Source organism: Tenacibaculum sp. MAR_2010_89 (assembly GCF_900105985.1).
Taxonomy (GTDB): Bacteria; Bacteroidota; Bacteroidia; order Flavobacteriales; family Flavobacteriaceae; genus Polaribacter; species Polaribacter halocynthiae.
In genome coordinates this window covers 241,797-267,587 of sequence record NZ_FNUB01000005.1, presented here as the reverse complement: position 1 = coordinate 267,587, position 25,791 = coordinate 241,797, and the positions used below count along the sequence as shown (strand labels likewise).

19 protein-coding genes are annotated in these 25,791 nt (G+C 29.4%); 10 read left to right on the top strand and 9 right to left on the bottom strand.

The genetic code is table 11. The annotated features are described in order from the left end of the window. Positions 1–86 precede the first annotated feature (86 nt). From BLV71_RS19000 to purD, 5 genes are read left to right on the top strand one after another with little or no spacing between them, the layout of a single operon-like run. On the top strand, positions 87–1,286 hold the full coding sequence (locus BLV71_RS19000; RefSeq protein WP_369813933.1) for an O-antigen ligase family protein: 1,200 nt from the start codon (positions 87–89) through the stop codon (positions 1,284–1,286). After that, positions 1,279–2,394, top strand: coding sequence for a glycosyltransferase (locus tag BLV71_RS04840; protein WP_093869456.1), 1,116 nt, complete (start codon positions 1,279–1,281; stop codon positions 2,392–2,394). Before BLV71_RS19000 ends, BLV71_RS04840 begins: the two co-directional genes overlap by 8 nt. A 3-nt stretch (positions 2,395–2,397) precedes the next feature. Next, entirely contained in the window at positions 2,398–3,753 is a 1,356-nt protein-coding gene (locus BLV71_RS04835) for an exopolysaccharide biosynthesis polyprenyl glycosylphosphotransferase (protein WP_093869455.1), read from the top strand. 4 nt (positions 3,754–3,757) lie between these two features. After that, positions 3,758–4,531, top strand: coding sequence for a glycosyltransferase (locus BLV71_RS04830; RefSeq protein ID WP_093869454.1), 774 nt, complete (start codon positions 3,758–3,760; stop codon positions 4,529–4,531). A 54-nt stretch (positions 4,532–4,585) separates the two neighbouring features. Next, positions 4,586–5,860 carry a phosphoribosylamine--glycine ligase gene (purD, locus tag BLV71_RS04825; RefSeq protein ID WP_093869453.1) on the top strand — a complete coding sequence of 425 codons (1,275 nt, stop codon included), beginning with the start codon at positions 4,586–4,588 and terminating at the stop codon, positions 5,858–5,860. Between the two features lie 77 nt (positions 5,861–5,937). On the opposite strand, the gene aspS is transcribed toward purD, so the two are convergent. Continuing rightward, positions 5,938–7,692 (bottom strand): aspartate--tRNA ligase, encoded by a 1,755-nt coding sequence (aspS, locus tag BLV71_RS04820; RefSeq protein ID WP_093869452.1) that lies wholly within the window; start codon positions 7,690–7,692, stop codon positions 5,938–5,940. A gap of 99 nt (positions 7,693–7,791) precedes the next feature. On the opposite strand from aspS, the gene BLV71_RS04815 reads away from it, so the two are divergent. The 3 genes from BLV71_RS04815 to BLV71_RS04805 all read left to right on the top strand — a co-directional run bounded on the left by BLV71_RS04815 (position 7,792) and on the right by BLV71_RS04805 (position 10,287). Next, the gene (locus BLV71_RS04815) at positions 7,792–9,093 is read left to right on the top strand and encodes a Kelch repeat-containing protein (protein ID WP_093869451.1); all 1,302 of its coding nucleotides are present in this window, start codon (positions 7,792–7,794) and stop codon (positions 9,091–9,093) included. A gap of 44 nt (positions 9,094–9,137) precedes the next feature. Then, positions 9,138–9,836: a M50 family metallopeptidase gene (locus BLV71_RS04810; protein WP_093869450.1), complete on the top strand. Its 699-nt coding sequence runs from the start codon at positions 9,138–9,140 to the stop codon at positions 9,834–9,836. A 103-nt stretch (positions 9,837–9,939) separates the two neighbouring features. After that, a complete protein-coding gene (locus BLV71_RS04805) occupies positions 9,940–10,287 on the top strand; it encodes a HopJ type III effector protein (RefSeq protein WP_093869449.1) in 348 nt (115 codons plus the stop codon). A gap of 531 nt (positions 10,288–10,818) precedes the next feature. On the opposite strand, the gene BLV71_RS04795 is transcribed toward BLV71_RS04805, so the two are convergent. Next, positions 10,819–13,623: a fibronectin type III domain-containing protein gene (locus tag BLV71_RS04795; RefSeq protein WP_093869447.1), complete on the bottom strand. Its 2,805-nt coding sequence runs from the start codon at positions 13,621–13,623 to the stop codon at positions 10,819–10,821. Positions 13,624–14,075: 452 nt separating this feature from the next. Further along, positions 14,076–15,215: a helix-turn-helix domain-containing protein gene (locus BLV71_RS04790; RefSeq protein WP_093869446.1), complete on the bottom strand. Its 1,140-nt coding sequence runs from the start codon at positions 15,213–15,215 to the stop codon at positions 14,076–14,078. Between the two features lie 72 nt (positions 15,216–15,287). On the opposite strand from BLV71_RS04790, the gene BLV71_RS04785 reads away from it, so the two are divergent. Next, entirely contained in the window at positions 15,288–17,024 is a 1,737-nt protein-coding gene (locus BLV71_RS04785; protein WP_093871959.1) for a M28 family peptidase, read from the top strand. Here BLV71_RS04785 and BLV71_RS04780 read toward each other — a convergent pair. The 6 genes from BLV71_RS04780 to BLV71_RS04755 form a co-directional block, all read right to left on the bottom strand. Continuing rightward, complete coding sequence (locus BLV71_RS04780; RefSeq protein WP_143032758.1) at positions 17,011–18,372, bottom strand: alanine/glycine:cation symporter family protein; 1,362 nt, start codon at positions 18,370–18,372, stop codon at positions 17,011–17,013. The two genes, BLV71_RS04785 and BLV71_RS04780, sit on opposite strands and share 14 nt — an antisense overlap. A gap of 92 nt (positions 18,373–18,464) precedes the next feature. Beyond that, complete coding sequence (locus BLV71_RS04775) at positions 18,465–19,754, bottom strand: aminopeptidase P family protein (RefSeq protein WP_093869445.1); 1,290 nt, start codon at positions 19,752–19,754, stop codon at positions 18,465–18,467. A gap of 78 nt (positions 19,755–19,832) precedes the next feature. Further along, entirely contained in the window at positions 19,833–20,417 is a 585-nt protein-coding gene (locus BLV71_RS04770; protein ID WP_093869444.1) for a Crp/Fnr family transcriptional regulator, read from the bottom strand. An 80-nt stretch (positions 20,418–20,497) separates the two neighbouring features. Then, the gene (locus BLV71_RS04765; RefSeq protein WP_093869443.1) at positions 20,498–20,749 is read right to left on the bottom strand and encodes a hypothetical protein; all 252 of its coding nucleotides are present in this window, start codon (positions 20,747–20,749) and stop codon (positions 20,498–20,500) included. 73 nt (positions 20,750–20,822) lie between these two features. Then, positions 20,823–21,788, bottom strand: a complete 966-nt coding sequence (locus BLV71_RS04760) for a succinylglutamate desuccinylase/aspartoacylase family protein (RefSeq protein ID WP_093869442.1) — start codon at positions 21,786–21,788, stop codon at positions 20,823–20,825. Further along, entirely contained in the window at positions 21,755–22,657 is a 903-nt protein-coding gene (locus BLV71_RS04755) for an ATP-grasp domain-containing protein (protein ID WP_093869441.1), read from the bottom strand. Before BLV71_RS04755 ends, BLV71_RS04760 begins: the two co-directional genes overlap by 34 nt. Before the next feature lie 277 nt (positions 22,658–22,934). On the opposite strand from BLV71_RS04755, the gene BLV71_RS04750 reads away from it, so the two are divergent. Further along, positions 22,935–25,760, top strand: coding sequence for a WD40/YVTN/BNR-like repeat-containing protein (locus tag BLV71_RS04750; RefSeq protein WP_093869440.1), 2,826 nt, complete (start codon positions 22,935–22,937; stop codon positions 25,758–25,760). Positions 25,761–25,791 lie beyond the last annotated feature (31 nt).

Below are 25,791 nucleotides of genomic sequence, written 5' to 3'. Positions count from 1 at the left end.
CATTCAACTTTTTGGGAACTAATACTTTTATTTTACCTATTGTGTTGTTTTTAACAACAATTCAATTTTTTAGACTAAAAAAAGGAATGGTTAGTGAGAAGTGTTTTTTTTACAATTATTTTTATCTTTTAATATATTCATCTATTTTTTCTAATGAAGTGAATAAAATTATCCTTTTGAGTTTGTTATTATTCTTTCTTTTTTTTAAAAAAAAACAGAAGCGTATTAATAATAAAGTTGAAAAATATTATCCAGAAAAACTAGTTTTGATATTATTCGGCTTAATTGTTTTAAGCACAGTTATTTTTAAACCATATTTAAAAGGAATCGATATCTACTTATACTATTTATTAATACCTTTATTATTTATTTGTATCAAAAAGAATGGGTTTAATTTTTCTATTATTAAATCGATTAAATATTTTATTACTTCAATACTTGTTTCAATAATAATATTATTAGTTATTAATCTATTTTTGAATAAACTTACACTTTCAATTAATCCTTTTTTTTCAAAGTATTTAAACTTAACACATGTTTATTATGGTATGTTTGTTGGCTCAGCAAATATTTTGTTATTAATATTATTTTTAAATAAAGAAAAGTACTTATCATATACCATTGATTTTTTTATTTTTTTATGCTTTTTAATAATATTAACATATATTGGAGCTAGGATGTCTTTGATAGCAAATATTGTTATTGTTATTATAATTATATTTAAAAAATTATCTATTTCATTTTATAAAAAAATACTCTTACTGGGGCTCTCATTATTTACTTTGTTTTTTTTGTTTACTAAAACTGCTAGGTTTACGAAAGGTACAAAACAAATTATGACTATTTATAAATCTAGTATTAAGAATGATAAAGAAGAAATTATAAAAAACTCTTGGCTTAATATGTATAGAAGATATTTAGTTACCAAATATACTATTAATGAATTTAAACAGCACTATATATTTGGTATTGGCATACAAAATGTAACTACTAAAATATCTAGTAAAATAAAAAATGATGGGTATATTCATTTTTATCCTATAAATTCACATAATCAATTTTTACATTTTATGATTGGTTTAGGAATTTTCGGGTTCCTTTTTTTTATATACCTCCTTTTTTATTTTATAAAAGAAACACCAAATCATTCAGTTCTTTTTATAATTTTTTTCATAATAATAATGTCAACCGAATCTATTTTAGTTAGAGGAAAAGGAATGTCTTTATTTTTTCTTTTTACTCTAAGTTTTTTAATGAATAAAACCCTTAATACTTTAAATGATTAAAATTCTTCATATAGCAAAACCTATAGGGGGTGTTGGAGTTTATATTCAATTACTTACTAAACACTTACAAGCTGAAGAGTTTTGTAATGTACTGTTGTGTAATAAAGATGATAAAATAACCACTTTTAAAAACAGTTTAGAAGAAAAAATAGAAACGTTTCATATTAATTTAAATAGAGAGATAAAACCATTAAGTGATATCAAATGCTTAATAGATATAATTAAAAAAATTAGAAAAATAAAACCAGACATTATTCATTGTCATAGTGCTAAAGCTGGCATTTTAGGAAGATTGGTTGGAACATATTTAAAAATACCAACAGTATATACTCCTCATGCATATTCCTATTTAAGTACAAACTCTAAATTAAAAAAACATACATATAAGCAAATTGAAAAAGCGTTTAAATTTTCTTCTGCTAAAACGTTGTGTTGCTCTTTATCAGAGTATAATAGAACTGTAAATGATTTAAATTTTAATAAAAAAAATGTCTTGTTATGGAATAACTCAATTGAAGATGTTGCTAATGTAGTTGTTAATGAATCTGGATACAGTTTACCCCAAAAGTATATATGTACAATTGGTAGGCCGTCATATCAAAAAAACACAGAGTTATTAATTAATACAATTGTTGAAATTAAGAAACAGAGAAAAGATATCCATTTAGTTGTTTTGGGGGTTGGTTTTTATTCGCCTTCTTTAGTTAAAATTAAAGAGTTAATAAAAAATAAAAAGTTAGAAAGTAACATTACATTAGTTGAATGGATAGAGAGAAAAAAAGCTCTGAGTATTTTAAAACAAGCAGATTTATACATTTCAACCTCTAGATATGAAGGGTTGCCATATGCAGTTATTGAAGCATTAGCGTTAGGTAAGCCTTGCGTAGTTACTAGTGTTGATGGTAATAAAGACTTAATTGAAGATAATTTTAATGGTTTTAAAGTAAAAAAAGACAAGAATGAAATAGTTGATAAAGTACTTACATTAATTAATAATGAGGAGGAGAGAGAAAGAATGGGAGTAAATTCAAGGAAATATTTTGAAGAATCTTTTAAAATAGAAAAGAATATAGGCTTATTAGAAGAAATATATAAATCTATGAAATAAAGTATGGGAAAAAGATACTCAAAATACATAAATTCTCTATTTCTACTAAATGATATATTAATCATTAATTTAGTGGTATTTCTAATTAATGATCAACAATATTTGCAAATTCATTTTTTAGGCTATGCTTCTTTATTCTGGATTTTATCTTCTTTGTTTACTGGTTTTTATAATGTATATCGCTTCACTTCTTTATTTAAGGTTTTAAGTCTTATAATAATCCAGTTATCTATATTTACTTTAGGGTATTTCTCTTATTTTTCAATTTTTAGAGAAGGAGAAATAGTAAACAATCAAGCAAATGTTTTACTTACTATTTTTTTATCAATAACTATATTTAAGTTCTTAGGTATTTTCTTGTTAAAAAAATATAGAACCTATGGTAAAAACTATAGAAAAGTAATTGTGTTAGGATATGATAGCTCAGCTAAAAAATTAATTAATTTATTTAAAAAAGACAAAGAGTTAGGATATGAATATTGTGGTTTTTTTTCTGATGAATCACAAGGAAGCAATGAGCATATAGGAACTATAGAAAGTAGCTTGAAGTATGTTATAAAAAATCAGATAGATGAGATATATTGTTCATTAACTGAATTAACAGAAAAACAAGTAAAAAAAATAACAAAGTTTGCTACAAAAAAAAACAGGGTTGTAAAACTAATTCCAAATGCAAACGAACTGTATAATAAGAATACGACTTCTGAATATTATGGAGGTTCTACAGTAGTTTTAAAGGTAAAAAAAATGCCTTTCGAATTGATTGAGAATAGGATAATAAAAAGAAGTTTTGATATAGTGTTTTCATTGTTAATTTGTTTGTTTGTAATGTCTTGGTTATATCCTTTATTATTTATTTTAATAAAGTTTGAGTCAAAAGGACCAGTGGTTTTTAAACAAAAAAGAGAGGGGTTATATGGAGGAGAGTTTGTTTGTTATAAGTTTAGGTCAATGCGTATAAATAGTATGGCTGATAAAATTCATACAAGTAAAAATGATACGAGAATTACTAAGGTTGGAGCATTTTTAAGAAAAACAAGTTTAGATGAATTTCCTCAGTTTTTTAACGTTTTACTCGGCTCAATGAGTGTTGTAGGACCACGACCACATATGAATGAACAGTCTTTTAAGTTTACTAAAGAGGTTAGAAATTATATGAAAAGAAAATCTGTTAAGCCAGGTATTACTGGATTAGCACAAGTAAGTGGTTATAGAGGAGAAATTACCAATAGAATTGATATTGAAAATAGAGTGAGATTTGATATTTTTTATATTGAAAATTGGTCACTTATGTTAGATGTAAAAATAATATTTCAAACAGTTTTTAACGTTTTTAAAGGAGAAGATAAAGCATATTAGAAATTTGAAAAAACAAGTAATCATATCGGCTTCAATTGTTTTATACAAAGAAGATATTAATGAGTTAAAAAAAACTATTAATAGCTTTTTATCATCTCCTATATCAAAAAAATTATATTTAATAGACAATACAAAGAATTCTCTGTTTAAAAATGAATTTAAAAATGATGAGATAATTTACATTGAAAACAAAAAAAACCTAGGCTTTGGTAAAGGACATAATCAAATAATTGAGACTATTACTGACTACTCAAAATATCATTTAATTTTAAACCCAGATGTAGTTTTTAAAAAGGAGGTTATACCTAATTTAATAACTCAATTAAACATAGATACTAATGTTTCAATGATTGCTCCTAAAGTATTGTTTCCAAATGGAGAACACCAGTTTTCATGCAGAAGATACCCTACTATTATTGAGTTATTAGTAAGGCGATTTGGATTGTTAAAACCGTTGTTTTTTAGTCGTATTAAAAAAGGGCAATATAGAAATAGAAACCTATCTAAACCATTCTATCCTGAATATATAACAGGTTGTTTTCAATTATATAAAACAAAAGATTTTGTACAAATAAAAGGTTTTGATGAGCGTTATTTTCTATATATGGAAGACATAGATATTTGTAAAAAAATTGACTTTATAGGCAAAAAGAAACTGTATTTTCCAGAAGTAGAAGTGTATCATATTCTTAAACAAGGATCTTCAAAAAAAATAAAATTACTTTTCTACCATTTATCATCTGCAATAAAATATTTTAAAAAATGGGGAATAACTTAAAAACAACCCATTTACACACAGTATATTTGCATTACAAAATAACAACACACAACAATGAATATTTTAATATTAGGTTCAGGAGGTAGAGAACATGCCTTTGCTAAAAAAATTTCAGAAAGTAATAAGATAACTAACTTATATGTAGCCCCAGGAAATGCAGGTACAGCTACAGTTGCCAAAAATTTACCAATTAACCCTACAGATTTTTTAAAGGTAAAAGAAACTGTTTTACAACACGAAATAAGTATGGTTGTTGTTGGGCCTGAAGCACCTTTAGTAGAAGGGGTTCACGATTTTTTCTTAGCAGATAATGAGTTGAAAAAAATTCCTGTTATTGGACCTAAAAAAGATGGCGCTTTGTTAGAAGGAAGTAAAGATTTTTCTAAACAATTTATGGAAAAACATAATATTCCTACTGCAAGATATCAATCATTTACTAAAGATACTTTAAAAGAAGGTTTTGCTTTTTTAGAAACATTGAATCCTCCATTTGTATTAAAAGCCGATGGGTTGGCAGCTGGTAAAGGTGTTTTAATTCTTAATGAGTTAGAAGAAGCTAAAACTGAATTAGAAGAAATGTTATCTAATCAAAAGTTTGGAGAGGCATCATCAACAGTTGTGATAGAAGAATTTTTAGATGGAATTGAGCTTTCTGTTTTTGTTTTAACTGATGGTAAAAGTTACAAGATATTGCCTTCAGCAAAAGACTATAAGCGTATAGGAGAAGGAGATACTGGATTAAATACGGGAGGAATGGGAGCAATCTCTCCAGTTCCTTTTGCAGATGAAGCATTCTTGCAAAAAGTAGAAGAACGTGTGGTTAAACCTACGGTAATTGGGTTACAGAAAGATGGAATAGATTATAGGGGGTTTATTTTTATAGGATTAATGAATGTAGATGGAAACCCACAAGTAATTGAATATAATGTTCGTATGGGAGATCCTGAAACTGAAGTTGTGTTACCTAGAATTCAATCTGATTTGGTAGACTTGTTTGAAGGTGTAGCAAATCAAACTTTAGAGAGTAAATCATATGAAGTAACAAATCAAATTGCAACTACAGTTATGTTGGTTTCAGGGGGGTATCCTGAAGCATATGAAAAAGGAAAAGAAATAACAGGTTTTGATTCTGTTAATGATTCTATTGTTTTTCATGCAGGAACAACTGAAAAAGACGGAAAGGTTGTATCTAATGGGGGTCGTGTAATGGCAGTTACTTCTTTTGGAGATTCTATAGAAGAAGCATTAGAAAAATCATACGCAAGCATTGATGAAATTTCATTTGAAAAGATGAATTATAGAAAAGATATCGGATTTGATTTAGTATAAAATTAAATCAATACATAATAATAAAAAACCTGTTCTAATTTTAGAACAGGTTTTTTATTTTAAGCTATGTAAGTTATTTATTCTTTTACATTAAGTTTAATACTTAACTCTTCTAACTGTTCATCATTCAATGTAGCTGGTGCATCAATCATTACATCACGACCAGAATTGTTTTTTGGAAAAGCAATAAAATCACGAATAGTTTCTTGTCCTCCTAAAATAGCAACCAAACGATCTAAACCGAAAGCTAAACCACCATGTGGAGGTGCTCCATATTCAAAAGCATCCATTAAGAAACCAAACTGTTCTTTAGCTTCTTCTTCAGAAAATCCTAGGTGCTTAAACATAATTGCTTGAGTTTCCTTATCGTGAATACGAATAGATCCTCCTCCAATTTCATTTCCATTTAACACCAAATCGTATGCATTTGCTTTCACTGCTCCTGGATCAGTATCTAACATTTCTAACTGACCTGGTTTTGGCGATGTAAATGGGTGATGCATTGCATGATAATGCCCAGTCTCTTCGTCTAGTTCTAATAAAGGAAAATCAATTACCCATAAAGGTGCAAATTCGTTTGGTTTACGTAAACCTAAACGTTCTGCCATTTCCATACGTAAGGCACTTAATTGTGCTCTTACTTTAGTAGTATTACCAGATAAAATACAGATTAAATCTCCTGCTTTAGCTCCAGTAGTTTCAGCCCATTTAGCTAAATCTTCTTGGTTATAAAACTTATCTACAGATGATTTAAAAGAGCCATCCTCGTTGCATTTTACATATACCATTCCTAAAGCTCCTACTTGCGGACGCCTTACCCAATCAATTAATTTATCAATTTCTTTACGTGTGTATGATGCTCCACCAGGAACGGCAATACCAACCACTAATTCAGCATCATTAAATACTTTAAATTCTTTATGTTGAGCAACCTTATTTAATTCACCAAACTCCATTCCAAAACGAATGTCTGGTTTGTCGTTTCCATACAAACGCATTGCATCATCAAACAACATTCGTGGGAATTTATCAACCTCAACACCATTAATCTCTTTTAGTAAATGACGTGTCATTCCTTCAAAAATCTCTAAAATATCTTCTTGTTCAACAAAAGCCATTTCACAGTCTATTTGTGTAAACTCTGGTTGACGATCAGCACGTAAATCTTCATCTCTAAAACACTTTACTATTTGAAAGTATTTATCCATTCCACCTACCATTAGCAATTGCTTAAAGGTTTGAGGTGATTGTGGTAAAGCGTAAAATTGACCAGCATTCATACGTGAAGGAACTAAGAAATCGCGTGCTCCTTCTGGAGTAGACTTTATTAAATATGGAGTTTCAACATCTATAAATCCTTTGTCAGATAAATACTTACGAACTTCCATTGATACTTTTGAACGGAAAATTAAGCTGTCTTTAACTGGGTTACGACGAATATCTAAATAACGATATTTCATTCTAATATCTTCTCCACCATCTGTTTCATCTTCAATAGTAAAAGGAGGTAATTTAGCTTCATTTAATACTTCTAATGTAGCAACTAATACTTCAACATCACCAGTATTTATATTTGAATTTTTAGATTGACGCTCAATTACTGTTCCTGTAACTTGTACTACAAACTCACGACCTAAAGTTTTAGCCTTCTCCATTAACTCTTTAGAAGTACGTTCTTCATCGAAAATTAACTGTGTAATTCCGTAACGATCACGCAAATCTACCCAAATCATAAATCCTTTATCACGTGATTTTTGTACCCAACCAGAAAGGGTTACTTCAGTATTAATGTGCGATGCTCTTAACTCGCCACAAGTATGCGTTCTGTACATTGTATTCTTGTTTTAGAAGTTGCAAAATTACGGATTTTAACTTTTTACTTCAGAATATTTTATTAGATATTTAGGTATAATTTTTGATGCTTATTTTTTATGAAAAAATTGCCATTTATCTTATTGCTATTTCAATGTTATTTATTGTCAAGTCAAAACAGAGTTTTAGTTCTTTTTGATTCAATTCAAAAGAAACCCATAAAGAATGTTCATGTCAAATACAAAGGCAATGTATTTATTTCTGATAGTATAGGAAATGTTACCGTTCCGAATTTAAAAACAGGAAAATTTTATTTTTCACATATTAAATATTTAGATAGAACAATCGTTTTAAGTCAAAAACTAAATGACACTATTTTTTTAATTGAACAAAATAATAAACTTTCTGAAGTCTTAATTTCATATAAAAAGAAAAGAAAATTAACCTTTGAAACGCTACCTGAGCTAGAAAAGGGAATACATAGTTTCGCATCTGTTTTGTATGAGGGTAAGATTTATGTTTTTGGAGGAGACAAATCAATTTTAAAAGATGCAGCTACTATTGCTTTAAAAGAAGCTAGTGAATCAAATACTCCCATGAAAAGTCTTCTTCTTTATAAAAGTTTTATAAGGTATAGTAGTACTATTTACGTCTATACTATAAAAACAAAAAGATGGTCAAAACTCAAATCAAAAACTCAACCTAAAGCAAATCATAAAGCAGTTTTAATACAGAATAAAGTGTATTTGATAGGAGGAAAAAAAATATCAAGAAATAAAGAAAGGGAATACTTAACGGATAATATTGAAGTTTTTAATCTTATTACTAAACGTAAAGAAAAATCATTAAAAAATAAACACAAAGCAGTTAATCAAGGAGTTTCAAGATTTGGAGATAAAATTATATTATTAGGTGGATCTGTAAAACGTTTAAAAAGTGGAAAACAAAAGTTTTCTAATGATGTAACACTTTATGACACGAAACAAAACAAGTGGAGAATATTGGGTAAATTGCCTGATCCTAAAGAAACGGAAAGTGTTAGAATAAAAGAAAAAGTTTATCTAATTGGAGGAAATAATAATAAGAAAATAGATAAAATAACTTCTTTTAATTTAAGAACTGGAAAGTGGAGAGTTGAGAAAAGACTACCGAATAAAATGAGTAAACCAGCTATTGAAGTTAATGGAAACCTTATTTATATTTTTAGCGAATCAAATGTTTATGTCTTTAATACATTGAATTCTTCTTTAAAAGAATTTAAAATTAATTTATTATATGAATCTTGTGAGATGTTTTTATCGGAGGGTTATTTATATTTACTTGGAGGTTATGAAGTAGATCCTTTACAAAGAGTTCCTTCAAAGAAAATGTTTAGAATTAACCTAAAGGAATTTGAAACTACACGATTTAAAACGTTTTAAGTAAAAATATTAAAATTACTTTATAAGTAAAACTCTCTTAAAAAATGACTAAACAACTTAATTATATTATACTAGCTACGGCCATAATTGTTTTTTTATTGTTACAGTTGCCCTATTTTACTACTATTCAATATCCTTTTAGATTACTGGGAACTTGGTTTCATGAAATGGGCCATGGACTTACTGCAATATGTACTGGAGGTAGTTTTAAATATTTAGAAATTTATGAAAATGGAGGAGGTGTAGCGTATTTTACATTAACTAACAGGTTTTTACCCTTAAATATAGGAAAGGCTATTACTGCAATGGGTGGTTTATTAGGTCCGGCAATAGCTGGAGCACTATTAATAGCTGGAGCAAAAAATGCAAGAAGTGCTACCATATTATTGCGATTATTAACAGGTATGATTATTCTTTCATTACTGGTATGGATTCGATCATATTGGGGAGTTATTGTATTAGGAGCTTTTGCTATTGTTTTTGTGGGAATAACATTTTTGAAAAACAAAAATATAGAAGTTGGAACATTACTGTTTTTAGGACTACAATCTATTTTGAGTAGTTACCTTCAATTAAACTATTTATTTACGAAACAGTTTAAAAGGGGAGGTCAAATTCAAAACTCAGACACACAAGCTATTGCAGAGAATACTATTGGTACATATTGGATGTGGGCTATAATTATAATACTTATTAGTTTTTATTTGGTGGTTAAAAGTATTCGATTCTATTTTAGAAAATAAAAGCATCATTTTTAACGAGACTAAAAAGTATGTGTAAATTTTCTATTTGCTCGTTTTCTACTAGTAGTTTTTGTTTTTTTGTAACAAAACTTATACTATCAAAATGACTTTAGAATCTTTTATAAAAAAACTAAAAAACACACCTTCTCAAATTGTGTTTTCAGAAACGATTTCTACTATTGAAGCGCTATATAATTTTAATGCATCTGCATTTACAAATGGAAATTTACAAAATAGTAAAACTGAAAATTTAGGATCTAGTAAAGTATTAGCTTTTGGAATGAAACAACAATTTACAAAAGAGGAGACTTTAGCTTGCTTTGGACAATATTATTTTAAGGATGTATTAGAAAATCCAAATGGTACTGATCATCAAAACATACGTAATTTTATGAATACAGGTTTTGAGGGAGTCTCTTTTGAAGATGAAGTTTTGACCAAGAAAAATTAAGAATTTTACTTTTTTTTGAGCTTGTTTAAAAGAGTATATACTATAATATATAGAGTACTACCTAATAAAAAATAAATTAGAAACCCTTGTAAAAGTATTTGATTAGTAATTGTTACTCCTTCTATGTATGGAATTATTATAGCTGATATTAAAAAAAGAAGTGCGCCAAAAATAATTCCTTTAGTGATGTTGTTTTTCATATTATTTAATCAATTTTATGCAAATCTTCTCTGTTTTTTTAAATAAACAAATTAACATTCCTGTCAAATATAACACATTTAAAAAAGTTAAGGAATTTACTTTTTTTGAGTTTTCTAATAAAATAAGTTAATGTATTTCATTAAGAATTAAATTTATTATTAATTCTGAGGAAGAAAAAGCAGTTTAAAGCGATAAAACTTTAGAAGATATATAAAGTGTAGTAATGATATAAAATAATATCAGTTAGTAAATTATAAAGCCCCAACTGTTTAATAGTTGAGGCTTTAATTTTAGATTAAAAAAGGGGGGACTACTTATTAATCAGTTTAACTACTCTTTTATGAATTTTATTATATGGTGTTCTTTTTTGTTTTTAAATTCAAAAAAGTAAATTCCTTTAGGTAGTTTTGATATATTAATACTTTTAGTTGCCTGTCCTGATTTAACTACTATCCCCGTTACATTTAAAACACGATACTTTGCATTTAATAGTGATGGAATTTTAATGTTTAAAAAGTTAGTTGCAGGATTTGGAAAAACTGTAATATCAGAAGAAGTACCACTGTTTATCGAAAACTCTCCCCAGTCATCTCCCCAGTCACCTTTGGTAAATTCAAAAATTTCGTTACTACTGTCAGAAATATTACCTGCTGCATCTTTTGCTTTTACAGAGAATTCGTAAAATGTATCTGCTGTTAAACCAGAAACGTTATAAGTAGTAGCTATTGTTGTGCCTATTTTATTCGTACCTTGATATACATCATAACTTGTTACTGCTACGTTATCTGTAGAAGCTGTCCAATTTAAAGTTAATGTTGTTTTTTCAACTTTTGCTGATGCTAAATTAGATGGTGCTGTAGGTGCTTGAGTATCTTTTTCAGCCGCATCTTTTTTAGTTGTTACACTTAATTTGTTACTGCTGTCAGAAACATTACCTGCCGCATCTTTTGCTTTTACAGAAAATTGATAAGCTGTATTTGCTGTTAAACTTGTTACATTATACGAAGTATTTGTTGCAATTCCTAACTTAGTAGTTCCTTGGTACACATCGTATCCTGTTACAGCAACATTATCAGTTGAAGCTGTCCAGTTTAATGTTAATGTAGTTTGCTCAATATTAGTTGCTTTTAAGCTTGCTGGAGCTGTTGGTGCTTGAGTGTCTTTAACTGGAGCAGCCTTCGTTGTAAAGTTAATTACTGAACTATATGCTGAATTCTTAGTAGCACATTTACTACGTACTTGAACATCGTATTTAGTTTCAGCTGTTAAACCTACAATTTTATAATTGTTTGTCGTTGCTTCTTTAGTTGTCCAGTTTGTAGTACCTGATTTACGGTACCCCACATTATACTTAGCTCCTGCTACAGCAGACCATTCAATTTTAGCTTCAGTATTTGTTATATTATTAGCAACTACATTTGTTGGTACAGTAGCATTACAAACAATCGGGGCTCCTTTTAACCCTGTTACAATTAAAGAATAGTTTTGGCTATTACCTGTTAATGTTCCTTTATGAGATACCGTAATTGTATATGTACCTGATGCATTTACAACATCTACTCTTTCGTAAGGATCTACTTTATTGTCTCCTTTTCCGTTTGTTGTTACTCCTGTTAATCTCCAAGGACTATAAGTTGTTCCATTTTTAGTGATTTTTAAATCTAAATCGTTCACTAAAACAGCTGTTGATTGGTTCGCTTTTTCCGTAGCAGTACCTGGTCTGTCTGTCCATGATATAGAAGCCAATAAAGGACTTTTACCATCAGACTCAACAGTTAACGTATATGTCTTTCCCGAAGCTAATGTTAATTCTTTGATTTGTGTTTCTTTACCTCTTTTAGTAATTACTTCAGCTGCAGCTTTAGCATTTAATAATCCCCATCCAAAAATTGCATCTGGTCCTTTTGAACCTGCATCGTCTGCTGTATGTAATGCTAATCCTTTTAAGGTAGCTGCTTTCATAAAGCTTCCGTTGTTTTTGTTTTTGTAATGTTGTTGTAATAATAATAAAGAACCAGTTACATTTGGTGCTGACATTGATGTTCCTGTCATATCAACATAATCATCTGTTATTTTGCCATCGCTTTTATTTTGCCCTGTTGCTTTATCATAACTAGGGAAGTGAGTAGCTGAATATACTCCTGATCCGTTACCTGTAATATCTGGCTTAATACGTAAATCATCCGTTGGTCCTTCACTACTTGAACTATGAATTGATACTGAGATTAATTTTCCGCTTGTATCAACATTTGCATCTTGTGCATTTGCTACTACTAAATTATTCTTAGCTGTTGAATGTCCTGATAATTTATCATAAGCTGATTTTCCATCTAATGGTTTAGCATTAGAACTATCATCTTCTCCATCATTACCCGCTGCTACTACCATTAAATAATTTGGTGCGTTAAACATTACTTCATCCCATTCACGAGCAACTGTAATATATGCTCCAAAATAGTAATCTGGAATTTGTCGTGCTCCATAACCATAAGAGTGGTTAGAAACAAGCATTCCTTTTGCAACCTCCTTAAGTGCTTCAGCTTTATCGTTATTCCAGTCATTTCCTATTGCAGTTGCATGTGGTGCCATCCCTTTTGCTTTTGCTACTTTACCAGAGGCTACAATTGTAGCTGTTACGTGTTCAGCATGGAAGTTAAGTGTAGATGAACTGTCACCAACAGATACTCTGTTATTTCCTCCTGCTCCATCATACTCTTGGTGATCTTTGTTTGGTACTCCACCATCCCATACATACGCTTTCATTCCTTGTCCTAGTAAGTTTAATCCTAATGAACCTCCGTTATGTAAATGGTTTGTTCTTGTTGATTTTGCTGCATCAACATTAAAAGTTGTATAGTAAATTGGTTGCCCATTTACAACTTCTTGAAGCTCCATAAATGTACCATCCTTCTTATAGATAGTAGTATCCCATCCTTTTTGTTTGGCTATTTTAAAAGCTCTTTGTTTTTTTGATAGAGCTTTTTTCTGATAGGCTTTCTCGATTTTTTGAAGTTTCCCTAAATCGTAATTTTTACGTATAGATTCTACTTCTCTTTTGTTTTGCGATTGTACTTGATAACTAGTTCCTAAAAGAACCGACGAAAGGACAAAAGCCCTTAAATAGTTTTTTTTCATTTCTGAAGGGTTAATTAAAATGTTAAATTATTTCGATTCAAAACTAAATAACCCTCTTAAAAAAAAAGTTCAGTTTTAAAATACTAACTCAAAAAATAAGTCCATATTTATAAATGTTTACCTTAAACAATTACTCATTAAACTCTTTAAAAACCAACGGAATGAAGATGTTTAACTACACACTAAGTACTAATTAAAATGAACCCATTTTACTTTTTATTTCAGGTTTTGAAGAGTGCGTTTTTATAATATGAGGTAAATAAAAGTGATTAGAAAGATTTTTTAAACATTAGAAAAAGGAAATTGATTTAATTTTTAAAGAAGTAATGAGTTCTCTATAGGAACATTAATATCTGAATATCGAATAATTGAAACTTAAGATGATACACTAGTTTATTCTAAAAATAATTGAAATAAAAGTAGAACCTGTTTTCCTCACCAAATTACGAATCTTATTCTTTTTTAAAGTGCTTTTTATATTGAGTGGGTGTCATATTAGTATACTTTTTAAAAGCATTGTAAAAAGTAGTTTTATTGTTAAAACCTATATCTATAGCAATGGAAAAAATAGTATCAGGATTTTCTATCAATAATTTCTTTTTGGCTTCCTCTATTCTAAAAGAATTTATATAGTCAGGGAAACTATTTTGTGTATTCTCATTAATAGCCTGAGAGATGTATGGAATTGGTCTTGATAGTTTTTTAGAAACTTTATCCATCTTTAATTCAGAATCCAAATACAATTTCTCATTTCGAACTAACAAATCTATTTCTTTAAAAAGAGCTTGTGAATCAGTTAAAGTAGATCCTTGATATTTTTCTTTATCAACTTTATATAAAGAAGACAAATCTTCATACTTACCAGAATAAGCAAACACTGGAAAATACATCATCGATACACTTAAGAAAATAAAAAATATTGATTGCAGTACTTTTTCTCCAATTAAAATATAATGCAAATTCTCTCTGTTAAAAGATAAAAGTATCGTATCTAAAAATACAATTGAGTACAGAATAATTGAAAAAATTAGTATAATCTTTCCCCATTTATAATACAATACTTTACTAGATTTTAAATCGACAATTAAAGGTGCTTTTTTTAAAGTTCTATAGGCTATAATAGTTAAGGTTAAATTGTAAGCAGCCATTATAAATTCATCTGTATTTGCAAGTATTACAGGGAGTTTAAAACTGGATTCAGTTTGTTTTTCAGAACCTAAAACATTGAATCCCCTAAAGAATTCTTCTAACAAAGAATAGATGATAATTAATCTTAGTATAGTAATTCCAATAGTAATAACTATTATCTTTTTAATATGGTTAATTTGACCAGTAATTGCCGAGATAAATAGGAATAAAAAAAAACCTATTAAATGCGAGAAAACAACAGCCATAAATGTAAATACACTATAACGAATAGTGGCATATTCAGTGATAATATAATCAGAGATAGCAGAAAAAGTGAAAAAACTGATAACTCCAATGATGGCTAGTTTAGCGTATAAGTTTTCACCTAAATTATGTTTATTAAAAACAATAAATACAATTAAAGCTATTCCAATTATAATGTTGATAGATGATAGATGATCCATAGTTTATTTATCACTTTATGTGAGTAAATATAAAGAAAGAATGATATATTTATTGTTTTTAAAAAAATGGTTATGTTTAAAAATTTACTTTTAAGTACACTTTTTCTATTCGTTTTTATAAGTTGTAAGAAAGAAAAAGAAGTGCAACTTTTAAATTCTTCAAATTATTTTGATGTTCTAAATAAAGAGTTTACGGGTGATTTAGCCTTCGAAACTACTTCTTTTGTTGAAAAATATTGGAGAGTTGTTGGTAATACGGGGTTTAATAAAAGCGTATATAGAATAGCAGAACAATTAGAAAAAGCAGGGTTTGTAAATGAAGATAAAGCTACGAAAAAAGATATTTTAACCTATAGAATTGAAAAGAGACCTTTAAAAAAACCAACTTGGGAATCTGTAAATGCAATAGTTGAAATTGAAGGTGAAAACATTCCGCTTCTACAACATAGTACTAATAGAAATATGATTGCGTTAAATTCCTATAGTACTCCAAAAGAAGGTGTAGTTGCTGAAGTTATTTATGTAAAAAATTTGAATACAATCAAAACTTTTGATGTAAAAGGAAAAATTATTTTTGTAGAAACCAGTCCTTCCAGGGTTTTTAATGAGGCTATTGTAAAAGGAGGAGCTGTTGGTGTAATTTCGTATAGTAACCCTAAATATTTACAACCAGAAAAAAATACAACTTCTATTCAGTTTAGATCGATTCCGTTAAATGAAAAAATACAGTCATGGGGAATTGCTATGTCTTATGAAGCTAAAGAAAGATTAAAAGCTAAATTATTAAAAGGAAAAGTTTCTTTAAAAGTAACCATAGCAACTAATATTTATCCATCAGAAGAATTAACGATAATAGCAGATATCAAAGGAAGTGTTATTTCTAAAGAACGTTTAGTTTTTAGTGCACACATTCAAGAACCTGGAGCAAATGATAATGCCACAGGTGTTGGAGTTGCTTTGGAAATGGCTACGCTTACAGCAAAATTAATAGAAGAAAAAAGATTTGAACCCAATAGAACATTAACTTTTTTATGGGGTGATGAAATAGTTTCAACCAATAGGTATGTTAAAGAAGATAGTATTAGAGCTAAAGATATTAAATGGGGAATTTCATTAGACATGGTTGGTGAAGACACTAAAAAAACTGGAGGTACTTTTCTGATTGAAAAAATGCCTGACCCAAGTGCAATTTGGACAAGAGGTAATGATAAACATACAGAATGGGGTGGTTTTAAAATGAAACTTGATCAAATGAAACCTCATTATTTAAATGATTTTTTAATTGATAAATTTAAAGAGCAAGGTAAACGAGCTAATTGGACTGTTAATACAAATCCCTTTGAAGGAGGAAGTGATCATGTTCCTTTTTTAAAAGCAAACATACCTAGTGTACTATTTTGGCACTTTACTGATCAGTTTTATCATACAGATAATGATAGAATAGATAAAGTATCAAAAACGACCTTGAAAAATGTTGGAGTTACTTCGTTAGTTTCAGCGTATACCTTATTGAATGCTAATAATACTACAGCAAAATCCATTTTAAAAACTATTGAAAACAAGGCTGTTTCTAGACTTCAACAAGAACAAAAACTTAGCGAAATATCACTTAAAAAAGGAGATTCATTAAATACTGAAATAGCTATTATTTCTGCATGGAATGATTGGTATTTCAAAACAGCAAATACTACTTTAGATATAGCAAAAGACTCTACAGAGCTAACTAAAAAAATTGAAGAAACTCAAAAACGAATTAATTTAATATCTGCTGAAATTATTGAAAAACTAAAGCTAACTAAAATGAATTAGTTTTTAATTTTTGAAAATAAATAGTTGCTGCCTTTTTTACTTTAGGAGCCAATATTAATGTTGATATTATGGTAGGTATTGCCATTAAAGCATAAGCACTGTCCATTAAATTAATTACGAAATCTAGCTTAATAACTGATGCTATTATTATAACTAGTATGTAAATATAATTATAGTATTTTCCAATCTTAGCGTTGGTCAAGTAGCTCAAACAACTGTATCCATAAAATGAATAGGTAAATAAGGTTGAAAACGCAAAAATTAATACACAAACTGTTAAAATAATACTTCCTGAATTAAAAGGTAATACAGCATTAAAAGCGGCTAAGGTCATAGTAATTCCATCTCCTTCAAAACCTTTCCAAATTCCTGAAGCTAATATGGCTAAAGCTGTTAATGTACATACTAATAAGGTGTCAATTGCTGGGCCCAACATTGCTACTAAACCTTCTCTAATGGGTTCGTTTGTTTTAGCAGTTCCGTGCATCATAGGCGCAGTACCTAAACCAGCTTCATTTGAAAAAGCTGCTCTTTTTACTCCTGTAATTATTAATGCACCTAAAGCACCACCTAAAACGGATTTTCCTGTGAATGCATCAGTAAATATTAATGAAAATATAGAAGGAACTTCTTCTATTTTTAACACTAAAATTGTAAGTACTGTTAATAAATATACTACTACCATAATAGGTACTAATTTTCCAGCAACACTTCCAATACGTTTAATTCCTCCAAAAATAACAGTAGCAACAATAATTGCTATTGAAATTCCTAAAATTAACTTAGCAGTAAATTCATTGGCTTTGTTTACTTCAAAAACGTCAACTAATGTTTGTGTAAGTTGATTTGCTTGAAATGCAGGAAGTGTACCTATAAGCCCTGCTAATGCAAAAAATATAGAAAGTCCTTTCCAGTTTTTACCAAGCCCTTCTGTAATTACATACATAGGCCCACCTTTTGTATTTCCTTCTTCATCTTTACCCCTGTACATTATAGCTAAACTACAAGTAAAAAATTTAGTAGCCATTCCTACAAAAGCACTTACCCACATCCAAAAAATTGCTCCAGGACCACCCATGGCAATAGCAATGGCTACACCACTTATATTTCCCATTCCTACGGTAGCTGCAATAGCAGATGATAAAGCTTCATAGTGTGATAAGTCTCCAGGAGAGTCATGTTTGTCGTATTTACCTCTTAAGATGGCAATAGCATGTCCCATATACCTAAAAGGAATAAGACGAGAATATGTAAATAAAATAAGTCCTCCACCAACTAAAAATAAAAGTTGGACTATACCAAGTCCAGTTGATATATTAGAAAAAAAAGCGTCAATAGATAAATACATTACTAAATGTTTTAAAACGGGAAATTAGTGATAAGTAATTATATAAAAAGAATGATAGTCATTTGTTTACAACTATCATTCTTTTGTGTTTTTTAATTCATTAATCCTTCAATCTCATCAGCTTCGATAGGAATGTTTCTCATCAAATTAAATGGATTTCCATTTTCTTGCACTACTACATCATCTTCTAAACGAATTCCAAAGCCTTCTTTTGGTAAATATATTCCAGGCTCTACAGTAAATACCATGTTTGCTTTCATTGGTTCATGTAATAATCCATAATCATGAGTATCTAATCCCATATGATGTGATGTTCCATGCATAAAGTATTTTTTATATGCAGGCCAATTAGGATCTTCATTTTGTACATCAGCTTTATCTAATAACCCTAAACCTAAAAGTTCTGAAGTCATAATTTTTCCAACTTCAATATGGTAATCAGCCCAAATAGTTCCAGGAACTAACATTTTTGTAGCTTCATTTTTTACTTTATTCACAGCGTTATATACTTCTTTTTGTCTATCTGAAAAGCGTCCAGAAACAGGAATAGTTCTGGTCATATCTGATGAATAGTTTGCATACTCAGCACCTACGTCCATTAAAATTAAATCTCCTGCTTTACACTGTTGATTGTTCTCTATGTAATGTAGAACATTGGCGTTATTTCCTGAAGCTATAATTGGTGTATAAGCAAACTTTTTTGAACGGTTCCTAACAAACTCATGAATGTATTCTGCTTCAATTTCATATTCCCAAACACCAGGTTTTACAAACCCTAATACACGCCTAAATCCTTTTTCTGTAATATCACAAGCTGATTGTATTAAGTTTAGCTCAATACTATCTTTTACAGAACGTAGACGTTGTAAAATAGGATTGCTTTTAGCTACTGAATGTGCAGGGTATTTTTCACGTAACCATTTTGTAAATCTATCTTCTCTAGTTTCAGTTTCAACGTTTGCTCTATAATGTTCATTAGTATTAATGTATATAGTTTCAGCATAACTCATTAATTCAAACATTATTTTTTCTAGGTCTTGTAGCCAAAAAACTGTTTTTATACCACTAGATGTATACGCTTTTTCTTTAGTTAATTTTTCACCTTCCCAAACAGCAATATGTTCATTCGTTTCACGTAAAAATAAAATTTCTCTAAATTGTGGTTTTGGACATTCAGGAAATAGTACTAGTATGCTTTCTTCTTGGTCAACACCACTTAAATAAAAAATATCTCTATGTTGTTCAAAAGGTAAAGTACTATCAGCACTTACAGGATATATATCGTTTGAATTAAAAACAGCAATACTATTTGGCTTCATTTGTGCCATAAAGTTTTTTCTGTTATTAATAAATAAACTGCTATTTATTGGATCATATTTCATGAGTTATATTCTTTTTTAGAAGTTATGTAGTAATCAAAACTACATAAAAAGACCTTTATAGTTTATAGCCAAATGGCACTATTTTATGTTTTTTCGAATTCTGCTCATATTTCTAGTTGAAATCCCTAAAAAAGAAGCTAAATAACGAAGAGGAACCTTTTGTAATAAATCAGGTTCATTAATTAGAAGCTTCTGGTAACGTTCTTCTGGACTAAGTGTTAGTAAATCGATACGATAATCATCGATTAAAAAAATTTGATTCTCTATTAAGTTAAAATAGAATTGGGAGAAAGCTTTATTGTTTTTTAAAAGGTATTTAAAGTCATTAATTTCAATAACCCACAATACACACTTACTTAAAGCCTTTATGTTTTTTCTGGAAGGTATTTCTTGTAAAAAACTTTTTAAAGAAGTTGTACAAGTATTCTTTAAAGCAAAGTACGTGGTTTTTTCTTCCTCGTTTACTAGTATTGAATGTTGCAAAATACCACTTTCAACAAAGCAAAAACTAGTAGGTATCTTACCAGTTTTAACAAAAAAATCATTCTTTGAAAGTTCTTTTTTAGAAAAATAAGATATAATTTCTGGTATGAGAGCTTCTAACAACTTGCTTTTTATTGTAGTTTTTAAGTAGCTGGAAAAAGTTAGTTGACTTTTTATCATTTTTAGCTTTTTATGACAAACTAATGTAAAAAAAAAGATGCTTTAAATAGCATCTTTTTACCCTTCATTCTACTTTTTCTTTACTTACCCATAACACTTTTAATAAGTCCAATGATTACCATTAGAACTCCTCCACCAACTCCACCGCCAGCAATGCTTCCTAATATTCCTCCTAAGTCAATTCCTAATGTTCCTAATAATTGACTTCCTAATGCGCCTCCTAGAATTCCAACAACAGAATTCCATAAAGTACCCATAGAGAATTTTTTTAGTAAAGCACCAGCTAAGTTTCCACCTAGGGCACCTGTGAGTAGGCTAATAATTAATTCCATAATTGATTTTTGTTAGTTAAATGGATTATAAATTAACTAAAAAAAAACGAATAAAACAAATAAAATCAGCACTTTAAAGCTCTCCTACATGAAATAATGCATCTCCCATGTTAATTACGGGGAAATTATTTTTGGCAATTATGTATCCATTAATTGGTGATTTTACTGTAAAATTTGTTTCACCATAAGTATCCATAATATGTCCTAATGTTTCTCCTTTTTTTATAAAAGTGCCATTAGCCACTTTGGCTGTAAATAACCCAGCCACTTTGGCTCTAATCCATTTTCTTTTTTTAAGAAATATACTTTGTTTGGTTTTTGAAATCTCAACATTTTCATTAATCATTTGAAAGTGTTTTAAAATACGTAACGTTCCGTTAATTCCTTGTTGAATAGCATCTTCACATAAACGTAATGATTCTCCTCCTTCGTATACAATTACAGGAATGTTATTTTTATAACATTCATTTCTGAAGGATTTCGGGATTAGCTTAGAACCAAACATTAGTGGCGCATTAAATATTTTAGATAATTCTAAAGCTCTTTCATCTTGCGGTGTAAAACGAATTTGAGGAAAATTACTTCTTTGAGCTCCTCCAGTATGATAATCAATAGCAAAATCTACATTTTTAATAAGCTCTTTCATTAAATAACGTGCCATTCTACTAGCTAAAGATCCTGTATTAGATCCAGGAAAGCTTCGGTTTACATCTTTGCCATGCATGTCGCGAGATAGGTTTAAAAAGCCAAAAACATTTAATAAAGGAACTACAATTACGCAACCTCTATGAATTTTGTATCTTTTATCAATTAGCATTCTTCTAACTAATTCAATACTATTAGTTTCATCGCCATGTAACCCTCCTTGAAGTAAAACTGTTGGCCCAACTTTTTCACCATTAAAAATATATACAGGAATCTCTATATAGGTACCTGTTGGTAGTCTGTCAACAGAAATTTTTATGAGTTTAGATTCTCCTAAACCTATTTTTTCACCACGAATTATTATTTCTTCGTTTTTGAATTCTTCGTTGAACATTTTTTCTCTAAATATTTAATAATTTCTTCAGCTACATTTACCTTAGTAAAAGCTTCTATTCCTTGTAAACCTGGGGTTGAATTAACTTCTATTAGTAAAGCTCCTCTTTTTGATCTTATTAAGTCTACTCCCGCTACTGGAAGCCCTAAATAATGAGCAGCTCTTATTGCCATTTCTTTTTCTTTTGAAGTTAAATCGACTTTAGAGCCACTTCCACCTCTATGAATATTTGAACGAAAATCATCTTCCAATCCTTTTCGTTTCATTGACGAGGTTACTTTATCACCTATTACAAAAGCTCTAACATCTTCACTATTACTTTCTTTAATAAACTCTTGTAATAAAAAACTAGTGTTCATACTATAGAGTGTATCGATAATAGATTTTGCTGATTTTTCAGTTTCGGCTAAGATAACTCCCATGCCATGAGTACCTTCTTGTAACTTTATGATAACTGGAGCTCCTCCAAGTAATTGAATTTGTTCACTAATATTTTCAGTATTTGCAGAAAAAACAGTGTCCGGAATTGGAATGTTTTTTCTATTCATTATTTGTAAGGTACGTAGCTTATTTTGAGCTCTTAAAATTCCTAATGAACGAGCGGTACTAAAAACTCCATTCATTTCAAACTCTTTTACTACAGCAGCTCCATGACTTGTAACTGATGCTCCAATTCTTGGAATAATTACATCTGGTTCATCAATAATATCTTCACCTTCATAAATAATTTGTCGTTTCCCCCCACTTAATTTAATAGAACATTGAGTGTGATTTATAATACTAACATCATGCCCACGGCTAATGGCTTCATCATAAATTCGCTTAGTAGAATAAATCTGTTCACTAACCGATAGAATAAAAATGTTCATAGATTTTAATAAGTAAAAGATTAGGTTAAAAATTCTTTATTACTAGGTATTCAACAGGGTTGTAATAGATATTAAAAGTAATGATTATCCTTTATAGGTATCTACTAACAATTAAATTTCATACGTACAATCCTTAAATGAGGACATTACAAAGCTAACAATTTTTTTATTGTAGAAATGTGTCAAGAAGTTGAAGGGAATCATAATTTCTGTTAATTTTTTTGAATTCGATACTAGTTATAGTAATTTCATAACCTGAAAAACCAAACTATAACTAATGAAAACGCTTTTAAAAACAATTTTAGCGTTGTTTTCTCTTACACTTTTAGGTCAACAACAAGTTCCAACTTCCGCAAAAACAATACAGCAAGCTCTACTTAAAAAAGAAGAGTTAAGTAAAGCTTCTATTGTAAAAAACATCCCTTTCGAGAACATTGGTCCTACTGTAATGAGTGGACGTGTTGTTGATATTGATGTAAATCCTGATAATACGACTGAATTTTATGTGGGCTACGCTTCTGGGGGTGTATGGTATACCAATAATAATGGAACTACTTTTACTCCAGTTTTAGATAATTCGCCAACCCAAAATGTAGGAGATATTGCTGTAGATTGGAAAAAGGGTACTATTTGGGTAGGTACTGGTGAAAACAACTCATCGCGTTCGTCGTATGCTGGAATAGGTATTTTAAAATCAACAGATAAAGGAAAAACATGGATAAATGTAGGTTTACATGATAGTCATCATATTGGTAGAATATTAATTAACCCTAATAATTCTGACGAAGTTATTATTGGTGTAATTGGTCATTTATATTCATCTAATAACGAACGAGGAATATTTAAAACTACAGATGGAGGAAAAACATGGAATAAAACATTGTTTGTTGACGAAAATACTGGTGTTATTGATGTTCAACAGAGTCCAAATAACTTTAATGTTTTATATGCTGCTTCATGGGAAAGAGAACGTAAGGCATGGAATTTTGATGGAGATGGAAAAAATTCTGCTATATACAAGAGTATGGATGCAGGGAGTACTTGGGTTAAAATTTCGAAAGACAATGGTTTTCCTGAAGGAAATGGAGTAGGAAGAATTGGTTTAGCAGTTTTTGATGAAAATACGGTGTATGCTTTTCATGACAACCAATTTAGAAGAGAAAAAGGAAAGAAGAAAAAAGGAAAGTCAAATGCTTTAACAAAAGACGATTTTAAAACTATGTCAAAAGCAGAGTTTTTAAAATTAAAAGATAAAAAGTTGAATTCATATTTAAAAATGAATGGATTCCAAGAGAAATATAGAGCTGAAAATGTAAAACAAATGGTAAGGTCTGGATCCGTAAAGCCAATTGATTTAGCTAAATATTTAGAAAATGCAAACTCTTTATTATTTGATACACCAGTAATTGGAGCTGAGGTTTTTAAAACCGAGAATGGAGGAGAGTCTTGGAAGAAAACACATGAAGGGTATTTAGATGATTTATATTATTCGTATGGATATTATTTTGGAGAAGTAAGAGTAGATCCTCAAGATAAGAATGCTATTTATGTTTTAGGAGTTCCTATTTTAAAATCTAAAGATGGAGGAAAAACATTTAAATCTATCAGTAAAGAAAATGTTCATGCTGATCATCAAGCTTTATGGGTGAACTCTAAAAAACAAGGTCATTTAATTGAAGGAAATGATGGAGGTTTAAATATTTCATATGATGATGGGGAAAGTTGGATAAAACTTAATACTCCTCCAGTAGGACAATTCTACTCTGTATATGCAGATAATCAAAAAAACTATAAAATTTATGGAGGTTTGCAAGATAATGGAGTTTGGGTAGCCAATAATAATGCGAAGGTTAATAAAAGGTGGAAGCAAACCGGTAAAAACCCATATGAGAGTTTAATGGGAGGTGATGGAATGCAAGTAGCAGTTGATGATAGAAACCCAAATATTGTTTATACAGGATATCAATTTGGTAATTATTATCGAATAAATAGAGAGTCAGGAAGGCAAACGTATATACAACCAAAACATACTTTAGGAGAAAATCCTTATAGATTTAATTGGCAAACTCCAATTCAGTTGTCAAAACATAATCAAGATATTTTATACTTAGGAGGTAATAAATTACATCGTTCTTTAAACAAAGGAAGTAATTGGGAAACTATTTCAGGCGATTTAACTCAAGGTGGTAAAAGAGGAAATGTAGCTTATGGAACATTAACAAGTATTTCTGAAAGTCCTTTTCAGTTTGGGGTAATTTATGTTGGTTCTGATGATGGGTATATTCATATTACAAAAAATGGTGGAGGTACTTGGGAGAAGATTTCGAATACGTTGCCTCAAAACCTTTGGGTAAGTAGAGTAATTGCTTCAAAGCATAAAAAAGAACGTGTATATGCTACTTTAAATGGATATCGTTTTGATGATTTTACTACATACATTTATCAATCGGATGATTATGGTAAAACATGGACGAGTATTGCTGGAAATATTCCAACATCTCCAGTGAATGTTATTAAAGAAGATCCTGAAAAAGAAAATATATTATATGTTGGAACGGATAATGGATTGTACGTTACTTTAAATAAAGGAATACAATGGCATTCGTTTACTAATATTCCAAATGTAGCAGTTCATGATTTAGTAATTCAACCGAAAGCAAAAGAATTAGTAGTTGGTACTCATGGAAGAAGTATATACAAAGCAAACATTACTTCGCTACAAAAGTTGAAAGCTGAAAATGAAGATGCTTTATTTAAAATAAGAAATATTAGAAAAAGTTCTTATTGGGGGAACTCATGGAGTAAATGGTTAAAACCAAATACTCCTAAATTAAAAATCCCTTTTTATGTAAATTCAACTAAGAAAGTTACTATAAATATATTTAATGAAGATACTTTGATTAATGAAATTGAAGTAGATGCTGAAAAAGGGTTTAACGAAGTTTCATTCGATGTTTCTTTTTCTAAGAAAGGAAAGAAGGCTTATTTAAAAAAGCAAGAAGATGCAGTTCTTAAAAAAGCAAAAAATGGTGTTTATTATTTACCGAAAGGAAAATATAAAGCTGTAATGAATAGTTCCAAACAAAAATTTGAAATAAAATAATAGTAAAAAGACCTTTCTTTAATTAGAAAGG

Coding starts and splice junctions, on each gene's coding strand:
- BLV71_RS04835 (WP_093869455.1), top strand. CDS start 2,398: ATGGGAAAAAGATACTCAAAATACATAAATTCTCTATTTCTACTAAAT.
- BLV71_RS04770 (WP_093869444.1), bottom strand. CDS start 20,417: ATGATAAAAAGTCAACTAACTTTTTCCAGCTACTTAAAAACTACAATA.
- BLV71_RS04775 (WP_093869445.1), bottom strand. CDS start 19,754: ATGAAATATGATCCAATAAATAGCAGTTTATTTATTAATAACAGAAAA.
- BLV71_RS04780 (WP_143032758.1), bottom strand. CDS start 18,372: ATGTATTTATCTATTGACGCTTTTTTTTCTAATATATCAACTGGACTT.
- BLV71_RS04765 (WP_093869443.1), bottom strand. CDS start 20,749: ATGGAATTAATTATTAGCCTACTCACAGGTGCCCTAGGTGGAAACTTA.
- aspS (WP_093869452.1), bottom strand. CDS start 7,692: ATGTACAGAACGCATACTTGTGGCGAGTTAAGAGCATCGCACATTAAT.
- BLV71_RS19000 (WP_369813933.1), top strand. CDS start 87: ATGGTTAGTGAGAAGTGTTTTTTTTACAATTATTTTTATCTTTTAATA.
- BLV71_RS04815 (WP_093869451.1), top strand. CDS start 7,792: ATGAAAAAATTGCCATTTATCTTATTGCTATTTCAATGTTATTTATTG.
- BLV71_RS04790 (WP_093869446.1), bottom strand. CDS start 15,215: ATGGATCATCTATCATCTATCAACATTATAATTGGAATAGCTTTAATT.
- BLV71_RS04795 (WP_093869447.1), bottom strand. CDS start 13,623: ATGAAAAAAAACTATTTAAGGGCTTTTGTCCTTTCGTCGGTTCTTTTA.
- BLV71_RS04805 (WP_093869449.1), top strand. CDS start 9,940: ATGACTTTAGAATCTTTTATAAAAAAACTAAAAAACACACCTTCTCAA.
- purD (WP_093869453.1), top strand. CDS start 4,586: ATGAATATTTTAATATTAGGTTCAGGAGGTAGAGAACATGCCTTTGCT.
- BLV71_RS04810 (WP_093869450.1), top strand. CDS start 9,138: ATGACTAAACAACTTAATTATATTATACTAGCTACGGCCATAATTGTT.
- BLV71_RS04750 (WP_093869440.1), top strand. CDS start 22,935: ATGAAAACGCTTTTAAAAACAATTTTAGCGTTGTTTTCTCTTACACTT.
- BLV71_RS04760 (WP_093869442.1), bottom strand. CDS start 21,788: ATGTTCAACGAAGAATTCAAAAACGAAGAAATAATAATTCGTGGTGAA.
- BLV71_RS04840 (WP_093869456.1), top strand. CDS start 1,279: ATGATTAAAATTCTTCATATAGCAAAACCTATAGGGGGTGTTGGAGTT.
- BLV71_RS04785 (WP_093871959.1), top strand. CDS start 15,288: ATGTTTAAAAATTTACTTTTAAGTACACTTTTTCTATTCGTTTTTATA.
- BLV71_RS04755 (WP_093869441.1), bottom strand. CDS start 22,657: ATGAACATTTTTATTCTATCGGTTAGTGAACAGATTTATTCTACTAAG.